This window comes from Pseudomonas sp. B611 (assembly GCF_055407965.1).
The window spans coordinates 542,242-556,513 of record NZ_JBUZST010000001.1; the positions used below are offsets into that span (position 1 = coordinate 542,242).

The window sequence follows — 14,272 nt, forward strand, 5'->3', positions numbered from 1 at the left end:
GCTGCCCGAAAGGACTTGAAGCGGGGGAGTGCGCACCACCGGACGGCGGTGCGCGAAGGTCATGCCGTTACTTTTTCTTCTTTGCCGGGGCAGGGCAATCTGCTTCGGCAAACTTTACCGACGCCACGGGGCGGTTGGTCTTGTTCTCAGTGATTTCATAGCGCATTACCGCCCCCTTGGCCATCAGCTCGCGGTAGCCCTTGTTCAGGCACACGCTCTGGCCGAGCTGGAAATACACCGCCTTGGGGTTGGCGCGCATCTGTTCGGCGCGGTCGGGCAGTACGCTGAGGTGATCGATCAGTTGCATGCCTTCAACGGTGTAGGCCACTTCCAGGGTTTTTTCGTCGATTTCCCGGGGCAGGTCCTTGTTGCTTTCAGCTGCGACGCTTTGCAGCTTGCGGTTCATTTGTGCCTCCAGCAGCGAGGCCGCCTGGGCGCCCACAGGCAATACCAGCGCGAGGGCGATGGATGGGGCGGCAAGGCGCAGCATGGAACGCAACATGAAACTCTCCTGATTCGGGTACTGGTGCATAGACCAGCCACTGCGCTGTGCGTTCAGTGGCGCGCAATTATAGGTGAGCCGTTGCCACTACAGCCAGGCGTATCGCTGGTAAACTGCCGCCACTTAAAGCCCTCCACGAGTTTTCACCGTGTCGATTTACCCGTCCCAACGGCGCATCCGATGAGCCACGCCGTCTCCCGCCTGCGCACCCAGCGTCTGGCCCGCGCCGTCAGGCCATTCCTGAATCGTGGTTCCCGCGCCGAGCGTTGCCCCGGCTGCCGAGTCATTCCCGAGTACTGCCTGTGCGCCTGGCGGCCCAAAGTCGCGGCCAAGTCCGCGATGTGCCTGCTGATGCATGACGTTGAGCCGATGAAACCCAGCAACACCGGCTGGCTGATCGCCGATGTGATCGACGACACCACCGCGTTTGCCTGGTCGCGCACCGAAGTTGACCCCGACTTGCTGACCTTGCTGGCCGACCCGCAGTGGCAGCCGTATATCGTATTCCCCGGTGAGTTCGTGGTGCCCGAGCGGGTTGTCAGCCAAGTGCAGGTGGAAGAGGGCAAGCGCCCACTGTTTATCCTGCTGGACGGCACCTGGAGCGAAGCGCGCAAGATGTTTCGCAAAAGCCCGTACCTGGAGCATTTGCCGGTACTAAGCCTGGCGCCCGAGCAACTGTCGCGCTACAAGCTGCGCCGTTCCAAGCGCGATGATCATTTCTGCACGGCCGAGGTCGCGGCGCTGTGCCTGGAACTGGCCGACGACGGCGCCGCCAGTGAAGTGCTGGACGCCTACCTCGACGTCTTCAGTACCCATTACCTGGCGGCGAAATTCCAGTTACCCCTGAACCCCACCGACATCGTCCATACTCGTCTTGCACCCTATATCCCAGCGGTATAGCCAGACGACGTTTGCATGATGGCACCGTAAACCCGCCGCCGCTAAAATGCCCAAGGGCGTAGTGCTTGACCCCCCAGGCTACGCTGGGCATGCTGAGCGCCGATTGGGGCGCAACCGTGAATTTTCGACGTCGTTCCACGTGCTTTTGACGTCGAACTTGCCCTGTGGCGATGGCTGCCTGGCCGTCGCCTAGTGTATTGGCGAACCCTGAACCCATCAGGGCTCCCATAAAAAACAGGATCATTTAATCAATGGCCACATACGAAATCCTGATAGCCGATGACCATCCGCTGTTTCGCAGCGCCCTGCACCAAGCAGTGACCCTGGGCCTTGGCTCGGACGTGCGCCTGGTCGAAGTGGCCAGCATTGCCGAACTGGAAGCCCGCCTCACCGAAAAATCCGACTGGGACCTGGTGCTGCTCGACCTGAACATGCCGGGCGCCTACGGGTTCTCGGGGTTGGTGCTGTTGCGTGGGCAATACCCGCAGATTCCCGTGGTGATGGTCTCGGCGCAAGAAGAGGCCGATGTTGTGGTGCGCTCCAAGGAGTTCGGCGCCAGCGGCTTCATTCCAAAATCCAGCGCCATGGAAGACATTCAGAACGCCGTGCGCAGTGTGCTGGATGGTGACGTGTCCTGGCCGCCGCAGGCGTTTGAAGAAATCAATGTGTCTGACGAAGCCAAGGCAGCCCGTGATGGCCTGGCCAGCCTGACGCCCCAGCAGTTCCGTGTGCTGACCATGGTCTGCGAAGGGTTGCTCAACAAGCAGATTGCCTACGAACTGAGCGTGTCGGAAGCGACCATCAAGGCCCATGTCACGGCGATTTTCCGCAAGCTGGGGGTACGCACGCGGACCCAGGCGGCGCTGCTCTTGCAACAACTTGAGACAATTTCGCAGCATTAAGCTGTTACCGATTCACGCTTTTTTGACTTGGCGTGATCTAGTTTCCCCACTTCTTTGGTTCAGTTGCCTACGTCTATGTCGCCTTTCAAGGGTCAAACCGGTATCAAACGTATCTTCAATGCAGGGGGCTATTCCCTGGATGGCCTGCGTGCGGCTTTCACCGGCGAGGCGGCCTTCCGCCAACTGGTGTTGCTCAACGTGATCCTGATCCCATTGAGCTTCTTCCTGCACGTCAGCCGGGTCGAGCGCGCCTTGCTCATCGCCGTGTGCCTGCTGGCCTTGATAGTCGAGTTGCTCAACTCGGCGGTGGAAGCGGCGATCGACCGGATCTCCCTGGACCGTCATCCCTTGTCGAAAAACGCCAAGGACATGGGCAGCGCCGCGCAATTCGTCGCGCTGACCATGATCACCCTGGTGTGGGCCGTGATCCTGATCTAACGCTCAGGCAATGCTCGGCAGCACGATCTCGTCGCTGCGCTGAACCCCGGCGGTGAAGGCGCGGCACAGCTCCAGGAACTCGCGCATGGCCGAGGTCTGGTACTTCTGTTTATGCCAGATGAAGTAGAACTGCCGGGCCAGGTCCAGGTCCGGGGTTTCCACCGGCACCAGGCTGCCACGGCGGAATGCATCGCGTAGCGCCAGCCGGGAAATACAGCCAATCCCCAAACCTGACTCCACGGCCCGCTTGATCGCCTCGGTGTGCTCCAGCTCCAGGCGGATATTCAGCGCGCTGCGGTGATGGCGCATGGCTTGGTCAAACGTCAGGCGCGTGCCCGAACCTTGCTCCCGCAGGATCCACGCCTCACGGGTCAGCTCATCCATGCTCGCCACGCCACGCTTGGCCAGGTGATGCTGGGGCGCGCAAAACACCACCAGTTCATCCTCGACCCAGGTTTGCACCTCGATATCCGGGTGGCTGCAGTCGCCTTCGATTAGACCCAGGTCAATTTCGTAGTGCGCGACCTGGTGCACGATATGCGCAGTGTTCTGCACATGCAGCTTCACCTGGCTCTCTGGATGTTGCTGCATAAAGCTGCCGATCAGCAAAGTGGCCAGGTAATTGCCGATGGTCAGCGTGGCGCCGACCGCCAGGGAGCCGAAGCCGGACTTGCCGTTGAGCAGGTCCTCGATCTCCTTGGCCTGGTCCAGCAGCGCCACGGCCTGGGGCAATAGCTGATGACCGAGGGCGTTCAAGCTCAGCCGCTTGCCCGCGCGGTCGAATAATTGGCAGCTGGATTGGCGCTCCAGCTCGGTGATCGAGGTGCTGGCGGCGGATTGAGATAAGGCCAGAAGGCCAGCAGCGCGGGAGACGCTTTCCTGCTGGGCGACGGCGACGAAGACTTGCAGTTGACGGAGAGTAAATCGCATATCGATATAACCGATAACCCTTATCTTAATAATCCAGTTAACAGATATTGTCGCCGCCATTAGAATGCTGTGCAATTGCGCATCTATCTCTTTGGCGCAGACCTATTTCCAGGAGTTCCCCGTACATGAGCAACATGAACCACGAGCGTGTCCTCAGTGTTCATCACTGGAACGACACTCTGTTCAGCTTCAAGTGCACCCGCGACCCGGGCCTGCGCTTCGAGAACGGTCAGTTCGTGATGATCGGCCTGCAACAACCCAACGGCCGCCCGCTCATGCGCGCTTACTCCATTGCCAGCCCGAACTGGGAAGAGCATCTGGAGTTCTTCAGCATCAAGGTGCCGGATGGCCCGCTGACTTCCCAATTGCAGCACTTGAAGGAAGGCGACGAGATCATCATCAGCAAAAAACCGACAGGCACCCTGGTGCTTGACGATTTGAAGCCGGGCAAACACCTGTACCTGCTCAGCACCGGCACTGGCCTGGCTCCATTCATGAGCGTGATCCAGGACCCGGAAACCTATGAGCGCTTTGAAAAAGTGATCCTGTGCCACGGCGTGCGTTACGTCAACGAAGTCGCTTACCGCGAGTTCATCACCGAGCACCTGCCGCAGAACGAATTCTTCGGCGAGGCCCTGCGTGAGAAGTTGATCTACTACCCAACCGTGACCCGCGAGCCGTTCGAAAACGAAGGCCGCCTGACCGACCTGATGCGCAGCGGCAAGCTGTTCACCGACATCGGCCTGCCGCCGATCAACCCCGAGGACGACCGCGCCATGCTGTGCGGCAGCCCAAGCATGTTGGACGAGACCAGCGAAGTGTTGAACAGCTTCGGCCTGAAAGTTTCGCCACGCATGCGTGAGCCGGGTGACTACTTGATCGAGCGTGCGTTCGTCGAGAAGTAATACTGAGTCAGTAACACCATAGATCCAAAAAATGTGGGAGCGGGCTTGCTCGCGAAAGCGGAGTGTCAGTCGACAGAGTTATTGACTGATACACCGCATTCGCGAGCAAGCCCGCTCCCACATTTGGTTTTCGGTGTATTCAACTAGCTGGCAGCACTTCCAGCACACAGATGACGCCCGCTTCGGGATAGTGCCACCGCACATCCACATCCCAGAACTGCGCACCGTACTCGCGCTCAGGCCCAGGCGTCTGATACGCCGGCCGCGGATCTTGCGCCAAACACTGCTCAATCAACGCCACCAACGGCTCATCCAGCCGCTGGGCGTGGTTTTGTGCCTGGTGCAGCGCGGTCTTCAGCCACTGCACAGGAATCAGCGTGGGTGCGCCGCTGGCCATGTCATTGGTCGCCGTGTCGATGATGTCGGCATACGGCACATACGGCTTTATATCCAGCACCGGCGTGCCGTCGAGCAGATCAATCCCGGAAATCCACAGCTTGCCCGGCTCGACCTTGTCCAGCTTCACCACCGACTGGCCGATGCCATTGGGCCGATGGGTAGCGCGTGTGGCAAATACGCCCATGGACGTGTTGCCACCCAGGCGCGGCGGGCGCACTTTCAGGCGGGGTTTGTCTTCCAGGGCCTGGTGGAACAGAAACAGCAGCCACACATGGCTCACCTGTTCCAGCCCTTGCACCGCCTCGCCGCCGTCGAACGGCGCCACCAACTCCAGCACGCCACGGGCGGCAGGCGCCAGTTGCGGTTGGCGCGGGATGGCGAACTTCTCCTTGAAACAGGAGCGCACGAAGCCGACGGGCGAGACGTTGTAGCTCATGGCTTACACCCGCACCCGCAGGGTCAGGCCCTTGAGGAAGTTGCGCAGCAACTGGTCGCCGCAGGTGCGGTAGTTGGTGTGGCCGAACTTGCGAAACAGCGCGCTCAACTCAGGCTTGGACACCGGGAACTCGGCGGCCTTGAGGATGGCGTGCATGTCGTCTTCTTTCAGTTCGAAGGCCACGCGCAGCTTCTTGAGGATGATGTTGTTGGTCACTGGGGTTTCGATCGGCTGCGGCGGACGGCTTTCGTCCTTGCCACGCTTGAAGATCACCAGGCCATCAAGGAAGTGCGCCATGACGTCGTCCGGGCAGAACACGAAGCCTTCTTCCTCGTCTTTCTTGAGGTAGGTCAGCAGGTCGTCCTTGGTCACGTCCATGCCGCCGAGCTTGATGATCTCGACCATCTTGTTGTCACTGATGTCGAGCATGTAGCGCACGCTACGCAGTACGTCGTTGTGAATCATGGTGGGTAATCCTGGTATTCAACTGAGGACACCGCCCAAATCCGGCGGTGTCGAGAAAAAGGGCAGCGGCTTAGAACTTCTCTTTGGCCGACAGGTAGCGCCACTGACCGACCGGCACCTTGCCGATGGACACGCCGCCGATGCGGATGCGACGGATGGCGATGACCTTGAGGCCAACCGCTTCGCAAAACAGCGCGATCACGCCCGGCTGCGGGTTTTTCATCGCAAAACGCAGGCGGTTTTCGTTCTGCCAGCTGGCTTTGACCGCCGGCAGCTCCTTGCCTTTGTAGGTCAGGCCGTGGTTCAGGCGGTTGAGGCCGTGGGCAACCATGTCGCCTTCGACTTCCACCACGTATTCCTGCTCGATCTTGGCGGCATCGGCGGTCAACTTGCGCAGAATCTTCCAGTCCTGGGTAAACACCAGCAGGCCGCTGGCCTTGGCTTGCAGGTCGGCGCTGGCGGTCAGGCGCAGGAAGTGGCCCTTGAGCGGGCGCTTGCTGAAGCGGTGTTCTTCGGACAGGGTGTCGGCGCTGATCGAGGCCATCGCCGTTTCCGCGTCCATGCCCGCTGGCGCGTGCAGCAGGATAGTCACCGGCTCAGGCACGGTGGCCTTGGCGTCCGGGTCGAGCTCGACCTTTTGGGTGGTGACCTTGAACTGCGGCTCGTCGATCACTTCACCGTCCACCGAGACCCATCCGCCTTCGATAAACAGCTCAGCCTCCCGACGGGAGCAACCGACCAGTTCGATAAGGCGTTTGGAGAGGCGTATGGGGTCAGTCATGACAAGGGCCGTAACAAAAGGGGGCGGCTATTGTACCTGCCTGGCGCCGGTTAATCCCGGCCCCATTTCAGGGCGATGGCCTTATTTGGCTCAACTCGGTCTAAATGTGGGATTGGGCTTGTGTGGGAGCGGGCTTGCTCGCGAAGGCGGTGTGTCAGTCAAACATGTATCGACTGACACACCGCCTTCGCGAGCAAGCCCGCTCCCACAGGTGTTCGGCGTTGAGTCAGCCGCTACTTACTTGTTGCTGCTGGCGTAAACGCAGATGCAGCAACGGATAAGGCTGGCCCAAACCATCATGCTCCGTCCGTCCGATGACCTCGAAGCCCTGCTTGAAATAGAAACCCAACGCCTGCGGGTTCTGTTCGTTGACGTCCAGCTCATCGGCATTCATGTGCTCGATGGCATAACCCAGCAACTGCCGGCCAAGCCCCTGGCCCCGGTGCTGCGGGTCGATAAACAGCATCTCCACCTTGCCCGCCGCCACGCCGGCAAACCCGGTGATGCATTGGCGTACGTCTTTGGTGCAGATCAGCATCACGGCATCCAGATAACGGGTCAGCACCAGGTCCTTGAGCAACACGATGTAACTGTCCGGCAAAAAGTCATGGGTGGCCCGCACCGAAGCCTCCCAAATTCGCGCCAACTCCACGTAGTCGCTGGTTTTAGGTGTGTGGATAACCGAATGCTGACGCATGCCCGCTGCCCCTTGCCGATGATTGGCGCCGATGGGCAAAACGATAGACGTAAAAAAGCCCCGCATCTTGTCCAGAGGCAGGGCTTTTTCAAATCTTTACAGCGTTAGTCGCGCTTTTCGGCCCACAGGTCGTATTCGTCGGCGTCGGTCACGGTGCACCACACCTTGTCGCCCGGCTTCAAACCGCTGGCATCGTCGATAAACACGTTACCGTCGATCTCCGGCGCGTCGAAGAAGCAGCGGCCTACGGCGCCTTGCTCATCGACTTCGTCGATCAACACTTCGATTTCCTTGCCGATGCGCAGTTGCAGGCGCGCCGAGCTGATGGCTTGCTGGTGCGCCATGAAACGCTCCCAACGGTCTTGCTTGACGTCGTCCGGCACCACGGCCAGGTCCAGCAGGTTCGCCGGAGCGCCTTCCACCGGCGAGTACTGGAAGCAACCGACGCGGTCCAGCTGCGCTTCGGTCAGCCAGTCCAGCAGGTACTGGAAGTCTTCTTCGGTTTCGCCGGGGAAGCCTACGATGAAGGTCGAACGGATGATCAGCTCCGGGCAGATCTCGCGCCAGTTCTTGATGCGCGCCAGGGTCTTGTCTTCGAAGGCCGGGCGTTTCATGGCCTTGAGCACTTTCGGGCTGGCGTGCTGGAACGGGATGTCCAGGTACGGCAGGATCTTGCCGGCGGCCATCAGCGGGATCAGCTCGTCGACGTGCGGGTATGGGTAAACGTAGTGCAGGCGCACCCACACACCCAGGCTGCTCAAGGCTTCGCAGAGTTCGGTCATGCGGGTTTTCACCGGCGCGCCGTTCCAGAAACCGGTGCGGTATTTCACATCGACGCCATAGGCGCTGGTGTCCTGGGAGATCACCAGCAGCTCTTTCACGCCGGATTTGACCAGGCGCTGGGCCTCGTCCAGCACATCACCAACCGGACGGCTGACCAACTTGCCGCGCATCGACGGGATGATGCAGAAGCTGCAACTGTGGTTGCAGCCTTCGGAAATCTTCAGGTACGCGTAGTGACGCGGGGTCAGCTTGATACCTTGCGGCGGCACCAGGTCGATCAGCGGGTTGTGATCCTGGCGCGGCGGTACCACTTCGTGCACTGCGTTGACCACCTGCTCGTACTGCTGCGGGCCGGTCACGGCCAGCACGCTCGGGTGCACGTTGCGGATATTGCCTTCTTCCACACCCATGCAGCCGGTCACGATGACCTTGCCGTTTTCCTTGATCGCTTCGCCGATCACTTCCAGGGACTCGGCCTTGGCCGAATCGATGAAGCCGCAGGTGTTGACCACCACCACATCGGCGTCCTGGTAAGTGGACACGACGTCATAGCCTTCCATACGCAGTTGCGTAAGGATGCGCTCGGAATCGACAAGCGCCTTCGGGCAACCCAGGGAAACAAAGCCAACCTTGGGGTTGGCTTTTGCGATGGTGGTGGACATGTCTAACCTCGGTATTGAATGACGCCGCCGCCGTGAAGGGCAGGCAGCGGACGGGCACTTGGTGTGCCTCTGATCAAAAAGTGCGCAATTCTATCGATGGGCAACGCACTTGACCAGCTTTATGCGGGGAAATGCGACGAGTGCTGTGTTAGGGGATTCGCCAATGACTACGCGAACAATTCAGCGTGGCTCTCCAAGTCCACAAAGGTGATCAGGTCAGGCCGCGAGTTTTCATAAATCATCAGAAAGTCGCCACCGATATGGCACTCCCTGAAGCCGTCCCAATTGCCGGTAAGTGGATGGTCGCGGTATTCGGCGGGGAGCTGCTCGCCCAGGAACAACAGCACCATCACTGTCCGTACTTCATTCATATCTCGGTGCCCGGCCCGCTTGTAGCGTTCCCAGGGCTTTTTGAATTCAGGCGTCTGTGCGCATTGTTTTGGCAGGTCGGCGCGTTTTTGCTTCTTCTGCGGTTTCGCCATCAGCGCCCCCTAGCATTTCGTCGATTGAGTCGAACTGGCGACGAATCTCACGCGCTTGTGCCATGGCACGAGCGGTTTTTTCCGAAGGGACGCGCACCTCAAAGGGCAGCCCCTGCGTTGTCACGACCTGGTGGAGGAAGAGGCGCAAGGCTTCACTGAGGCTAAGCCCGCACGCGTTGAGCACAGCAGTGGCACGCTCTTTCAAATCCTCGTCTATGCGGCAACGCACGTCAGTGGTTTTCAGTAATGCGGACATGTCAAAACTCCTATACAAAAAAATGTAGCTACATTGTGGCTACGTTTTCAGTATGGGGTCACCCGACGAACTTGATAAAACGCTTTTTGTGTTGAATACGAGGTCCAGCAATCCGTGCGTCGGAAACCGTAAAGGGAGGTAAAAGTAGCCTTGTCGATAGGAGAGTTCAATGCAGGCAAAAAGCGGCCAGATGGCCTTCATCTCTTTAGGCCAGCACACGCGAACCGCGAAATCCCCCAACCGCTGCGCTATGCTTCGCGCCGTTGCCCACAGGTAAAACGCCAAGGTCAATAAAACGTCTGTTACGAGAAGTAAAACAGCGCATGCTACGGTCAGCTGAGACGCGCTGTTTATAAAAGACCTCAGGTCAAAGGGCAGGAGTGGTTGATGGGTCAGGCAAGTAGTCCGGCGGCAGGCGCCGCGCATTCCACCACCAAGCCGATTGGCATGCTGGTGGCAGCGGTCGGAGTGGTTTACGGCGATATCGGGACCAGCCCGCTCTACACCCTTAAAGAGGTGTTCAACGGCGGTTATGGGGTTCAGGTCAACCATGACGGCGTGCTGGGGATTCTGGCGCTGATCTTCTGGTCGTTGATCTGGGTGGTGTCGATCAAGTACATGCTGTTTGTGCTGCGCGCCGATAACCAAGGCGAAGGCGGCATCATGGCCCTGACTGCGCTGGCGCGGCGGGCGGCGGGGGAGCGCAAGAAACTGCGCAGTTTCCTGGTGGTGTGTGGCCTGTGTGGCGCGGCGCTGTTCTATGGCGACAGCATGATCACCCCGGCGATTTCCGTATTGTCGGCCGTTGAAGGCCTGGAACTGGCGTTCGATGGCCTGGAAAAATGGGTCGTGCCCATCGCCCTGGTCGTACTCGTGGCGCTGTTCCTGATCCAGAAACACGGTACCGATCACATCGGCAAGCTGTTCGGCCCGGTGATGGTGACCTGGTTCCTCGTGCTGGGCGGCCTTGGTGTGTATGGCATCACCCTGCACCCGGAAGTACTCAGTGCGATGAACCCGATGTGGGCCGTGCGTTTCTTCGAGGCGCACCCGGGCATCGGCGTGGCGATTCTCGGCGCGGTGGTGCTGGCACTGACCGGCGCCGAGGCGCTGTACGCCGACATGGGCCACTTCGGCCGCAAACCCATCGCCCGCGCCTGGTTCATCCTGGTGTTGCCGGCACTGGTGCTCAACTATTTCGGCCAGGGCGCGATGCTGCTGGGCGACCCGGAAGCCGCGCGCAACCCGTTCTACTTGCTGGCGCCGAGCTGGGCGCTGATCCCGCTGGTGGTGTTGTCCACCCTGGCCACGGTGATCGCGTCCCAGGCGGTGATCTCCGGCGCGTTCTCCCTGACCCGTCAGGCGATCCAGTTGGGTTACATCCCGCGCATGCACATCCAGCACACCTCCAGTGCCGAACAGGGCCAGATTTACATTGGCGCGGTGAACTGGTCGCTGATGGTCGGCGTGATCCTGCTGGTGCTGGGCTTCGAGTCCTCCAACGCGCTGGCCTCGGCCTACGGCGTGGCGGTGACCGGCACCATGTTGATGACCACCATCCTGGTGTCGGCGGTGATGTTGCTGCTGTGGAAGTGGCCACCGATCCTGGCGGTGCCGGTACTGGTCTGCTGCCTGTTGGTGGATGGGCTGTACTTCGCCGCCAACGTGCCGAAGATCATCCAGGGCGGCGCCTTCCCGGTGCTGGCGGGGATTGTGTTGTTTGTTTTGATGACGACATGGAAACGCGGCAAGCAATTGCTGGTGGAACGCCTCGACGAAGGCGGCCTGCCGCTGCCGATCTTCATCAGCAGCATCCGCGTGCAGCCGCCCCATCGCGTGCAGGGTACGGCGGTGTTCCTCACCGCGCGGCCTGACGCGGTGCCCCACGCGCTGTTGCACAACCTGCTGCATAACCAGGTGTTGCATGAGCAAGTGGTGCTGCTGACGGTGGTCTACGAAGACATCCCACGGGTGCCGGTAGAGCGGCGCTTCGAGGTGGACGCCTTTGGTGACGGCTTCTTCCGTGTGATCCTGCACTTCGGCTTTACCGATGAGCCGGATGTGCCTGAAGCGCTGAAGCTGTGCCATCTGGAGGATCTGGATTTCAGCCCGATGCGCACCACCTACTTCCTCAGCCGTGAGACGGTGATCGCGTCGAAGATCGAAGGCATGGCGCGCTGGCGCGAAAGCCTGTTCGCCTTCATGTTGAAGAACGCCAACGGCAACCTGCGCTTCTTCAAGCTCCCGGTAAACCGGGTGATCGAGCTGGGTACCCAGGTCGAAATGTAAGCTGTTGCAGTACGGGAGCCGGCAATCGGCTCCCGGTTTCCTTCTGAACCCTGTGCAATCCACCGTTGTCGACTAGGCTCTAAGCACTGTTGAACAGTGCCCATAGAACCCAGAAGAGGTGCGCCATGAGCCAGCTGCTCGAACCCTATACCCTCCGTCAACTGACCCTGCTCAACCGCATCGCGGTGTCGCCGATGTGCCAATACTCTGCTGAAGAGGGCCTGGCCAATGACTGGCACCTGGTGCACCTCGGCAGCCGCGCCGTGGGGGGCGCCGGGCTGATCTTTACCGAAGCCACCGCTGTGACTGCCGACGGTCGCATCACTGCCCAGGACCTGGGCTTGTGGAATGACGCACAGATCGAACCGCTGCAACGCATCACGCGTTTTATCGCGGCCCAAGGCGCGGTGGCCGGGATTCAACTGGCTCACGCCGGTCGCAAGGCCAGCACCCACCGGCCATGGATCGGTAAGCACGGCAGCGTCAAGCCGGACGACGGTGGCTGGGTGCCGGTAGGCCCATCGCCGATTGCCTTCGACCCCCAGCACACCCAGCCCAAACAGTTGGACGAAGGGCAGATCCAGCAAGTGATCGCCGATTTTGTCGCCGCTGCCAAGCGTGCACTCACCGCCGGTTTTGAAGTGGTGGAAATCCACGCCGCCCATGGTTACCTGTTGCATCAATTTCTCTCGCCGATCAGTAATCAGCGCCAGGACATGTACGGCGGGTCGTTTGAAAACCGCATCCGCCTGGTATTGCAGGTGACAAAAGCGGTGCGCGACGTCTGGCCCCAAGAATTGCCGCTGTTTGTACGGGTATCGGCCACCGACTGGGTAGAAGACGGTTGGAACCCCGACGAAACCGTGGAACTGGCGCAGCGCCTCAAGGCCCTCGGCGTTGACCTGATCGACGTGTCCTCCGGTGGCACCGCCGCCAACGCCGAGATCCCCACCGGCCCCGGTTACCAGACGCGTTTCGCCGAACGGGTACGCAAGGAAGCGGGCATCGCCACCGGCACCGTTGGCATGATCACCGAGCCGGCCCAGGCCGAGCACATCCTGCGCACGTGCCAGGCCGATATCATCTTTCTCGCCCGCGAACTGCTGCGCGATCCGTACTGGCCGTTGCATGCCGACGATGACCTGGGCGGGCGCAAGGCGATCTGGCCGGCACAGTACCAGCGGGCGACCCATCGGGATCAGCCGATCCACGAGTCCGATCTGCGCGACTGACCTGCGCGCCTTGGCAGAACCCACCGATGACGGTGGGTTTTTTATGGGGTGCGCCGCCAGCTTGGCCACGACCATAACGTGGCTGCCCGCAGCAGCCACTCCATCGGCCCATAGGGATGAGTGCGCAGCCATCGCGCGCTCAGCCACAGTTGCAAGACAAAGATCCCAAGTACCACCGGTAACATCAGCCAGGGCTCCAGCTGGTTGATCAAGCCTGCGCCATAGCCGCTGAACAGCAGCCCCAACAGGGCCGATTGCAACAGGTAGTTACTCAGGGCCATCTTGCCCACGGGCGCCAGCCACTGACACAGCGAGGGCCCGACGGCAGAGCTGAACAGTGCCAGCATCAACAGGGCATACGCCGCGCTCAACAACGGTGCCGTGAGTTGCCCGACACCAAAAGCGAAGGTTTCCAGGCCGCCTCCGGGCGCGTAGGCGGCGCTCAACGCATAGATCAGCGCGCCCAGCAGGCCGATGGGAAGGGTGAGGCACAACAGGCGACGCAAGTGGGGTTCCCAGGGGTACGGCGCCACCAGCCATTGGCGCCGCCCGGCGGCATAGCCGAAGAAGAACATCGCCAGGGCGCTCGGCCCTTGCAGCAGCCAAAGTGCCTGCACGGTGTTCCACAGGTGGCCGCTGTGAAAGCGCAACGTGTCCAGGGCACTGCCGCTGAAGGCCGCGAGTTTGGTCGCGGGTTCGCTGCTGGCGGCGCCGCTGGTATCGCCCTCGAGGATTTGCAGCACACCGAGCAACATCCACCCCGAGCAGGCAACGACGACAAGGCCGATTCCCCAGCGACACGCCTTGGCCGGTTCCAGGCTGCGCGCTGCCAGCAGCACCAGGCCGAGCAAGGCGTAGGTGGACAGGATTTCGCCGTAATACAGCAAGGCGCCATGGACCACTCCTACGATCAGCAAGGCCAATTGCCTACGAACCATGCGTGGTGCAAACGCCGCATCGGCGCGTTCGGCGGCGGCCATCTGCAAGGTAAAGCTGTAGCCGAACAGAAACGAAAACAGCAGGTAGAACTTGGTTTCGAACAGCAGCGAAATCACCAGGCGCATCAGGTGGTCGCCGGTGCCGGCGTAGTCGGGGTTGCTGAGGGCGGACGCGTAGTAGGGGTCGGCGAATGCACAGATGTTCACCACCAGAATGCCCAGCAGGGCAAAGCCGCGCAGCGCGTCTACGTGTACCAGGCGTGTCGGCGTCATGT

At 60.7% G+C, this 14,272-nt stretch carries 16 protein-coding genes; 6 read left to right on the forward strand and 10 right to left on the reverse strand.

The window, feature by feature from the left end:
* Positions 1 to 67: 67 nt before the first annotated feature.
* Positions 68 to 502, reverse strand: a complete 435-nt coding sequence (locus ACZRMO_RS02555; RefSeq protein WP_124526088.1) for a PA3611 family quorum-sensing-regulated virulence factor — start codon at positions 500 to 502, stop codon at positions 68 to 70.
* A 180-nt stretch (positions 503 to 682) separates the two neighbouring features.
* On the opposite strand from ACZRMO_RS02555, the gene ACZRMO_RS02560 reads away from it, so the two are divergent.
* From ACZRMO_RS02560 to ACZRMO_RS02570, 3 genes are all read left to right on the forward strand, one after another.
* Positions 683 to 1,402 (forward strand): tRNA-uridine aminocarboxypropyltransferase, encoded by a 720-nt coding sequence (locus ACZRMO_RS02560; RefSeq protein ID WP_463971802.1) that lies wholly within the window; start codon positions 683 to 685, stop codon positions 1,400 to 1,402.
* A gap of 251 nt (positions 1,403 to 1,653) precedes the next feature.
* On the forward strand, positions 1,654 to 2,304 hold the full coding sequence (gene erdR, locus ACZRMO_RS02565) for a response regulator transcription factor ErdR (RefSeq protein ID WP_463971803.1): 651 nt from the start codon (positions 1,654 to 1,656) through the stop codon (positions 2,302 to 2,304).
* Positions 2,305 to 2,379: 75 nt separating this feature from the next.
* The gene (locus ACZRMO_RS02570) at positions 2,380 to 2,742 is read left to right on the forward strand and encodes a diacylglycerol kinase (RefSeq protein ID WP_017137081.1); all 363 of its coding nucleotides are present in this window, start codon (positions 2,380 to 2,382) and stop codon (positions 2,740 to 2,742) included.
* A 3-nt stretch (positions 2,743 to 2,745) separates the two neighbouring features.
* Here ACZRMO_RS02570 and ACZRMO_RS02575 read toward each other — a convergent pair whose 3' ends face one another.
* Entirely contained in the window at positions 2,746 to 3,672 is a 927-nt protein-coding gene (locus ACZRMO_RS02575) for a LysR family transcriptional regulator (protein ID WP_017738246.1), read from the reverse strand.
* A gap of 125 nt (positions 3,673 to 3,797) precedes the next feature.
* On the opposite strand from ACZRMO_RS02575, the gene fpr reads away from it, so the two are divergent.
* Complete coding sequence (fpr, locus tag ACZRMO_RS02580; RefSeq protein ID WP_124526086.1) at positions 3,798 to 4,577, forward strand: ferredoxin-NADP reductase; 780 nt, start codon at positions 3,798 to 3,800, stop codon at positions 4,575 to 4,577.
* A 139-nt stretch (positions 4,578 to 4,716) separates the two neighbouring features.
* Here fpr and tsaA read toward each other — a convergent pair whose 3' ends face one another.
* The 7 genes from tsaA to ACZRMO_RS02615 form a co-directional block, all read right to left on the reverse strand.
* Positions 4,717 to 5,412, reverse strand: a complete 696-nt coding sequence (gene tsaA, locus ACZRMO_RS02585) for a tRNA (N6-threonylcarbamoyladenosine(37)-N6)-methyltransferase TrmO (protein WP_463971804.1) — start codon at positions 5,410 to 5,412, stop codon at positions 4,717 to 4,719.
* A 3-nt stretch (positions 5,413 to 5,415) separates the two neighbouring features.
* Positions 5,416 to 5,877: a YehS family protein gene (locus ACZRMO_RS02590; protein ID WP_463971805.1), complete on the reverse strand. Its 462-nt coding sequence runs from the start codon at positions 5,875 to 5,877 to the stop codon at positions 5,416 to 5,418.
* 70 nt (positions 5,878 to 5,947) lie between these two features.
* Positions 5,948 to 6,658 (reverse strand): rRNA pseudouridine synthase, encoded by a 711-nt coding sequence (locus tag ACZRMO_RS02595; RefSeq protein WP_124526084.1) that lies wholly within the window; start codon positions 6,656 to 6,658, stop codon positions 5,948 to 5,950.
* Positions 6,659 to 6,884: 226 nt separating this feature from the next.
* The gene (locus ACZRMO_RS02600) at positions 6,885 to 7,355 is read right to left on the reverse strand and encodes a GNAT family N-acetyltransferase (protein WP_463971806.1); all 471 of its coding nucleotides are present in this window, start codon (positions 7,353 to 7,355) and stop codon (positions 6,885 to 6,887) included.
* A 104-nt stretch (positions 7,356 to 7,459) separates the two neighbouring features.
* Positions 7,460 to 8,800 (reverse strand): 30S ribosomal protein S12 methylthiotransferase RimO, encoded by a 1,341-nt coding sequence (gene rimO, locus ACZRMO_RS02605; protein ID WP_003231334.1) that lies wholly within the window; start codon positions 8,798 to 8,800, stop codon positions 7,460 to 7,462.
* Positions 8,801 to 8,967: 167 nt separating this feature from the next.
* On the reverse strand, positions 8,968 to 9,282 hold the full coding sequence (locus tag ACZRMO_RS02610; RefSeq protein WP_463971807.1) for a type II toxin-antitoxin system YafQ family toxin: 315 nt from the start codon (positions 9,280 to 9,282) through the stop codon (positions 8,968 to 8,970).
* A complete protein-coding gene (locus tag ACZRMO_RS02615) occupies positions 9,218 to 9,538 on the reverse strand; it encodes a type II toxin-antitoxin system RelB/DinJ family antitoxin (RefSeq protein ID WP_124526081.1) in 321 nt (106 codons plus the stop codon). Before ACZRMO_RS02615 ends, ACZRMO_RS02610 begins: the two co-directional genes overlap by 65 nt.
* A gap of 387 nt (positions 9,539 to 9,925) precedes the next feature.
* Here ACZRMO_RS02615 and ACZRMO_RS02620 point away from each other — a divergent pair, with 387 nt between their 5' ends.
* Together ACZRMO_RS02620 and ACZRMO_RS02625 are read left to right on the forward strand one after the other, a co-directional pair.
* Positions 9,926 to 11,827 carry a potassium transporter Kup gene (locus tag ACZRMO_RS02620; protein ID WP_124526080.1) on the forward strand — a complete coding sequence of 634 codons (1,902 nt, stop codon included), beginning with the start codon at positions 9,926 to 9,928 and terminating at the stop codon, positions 11,825 to 11,827.
* A 125-nt stretch (positions 11,828 to 11,952) separates the two neighbouring features.
* Positions 11,953 to 13,059, forward strand: coding sequence for an NADH:flavin oxidoreductase/NADH oxidase (locus ACZRMO_RS02625; protein ID WP_463971808.1), 1,107 nt, complete (start codon positions 11,953 to 11,955; stop codon positions 13,057 to 13,059).
* A 41-nt stretch (positions 13,060 to 13,100) separates the two neighbouring features.
* Here ACZRMO_RS02625 and ACZRMO_RS02630 read toward each other — a convergent pair whose 3' ends face one another.
* Positions 13,101 to 14,270: a DUF418 domain-containing protein gene (locus ACZRMO_RS02630; protein WP_463971809.1), complete on the reverse strand. Its 1,170-nt coding sequence runs from the start codon at positions 14,268 to 14,270 to the stop codon at positions 13,101 to 13,103.
* Positions 14,271 to 14,272 lie beyond the last annotated feature (2 nt).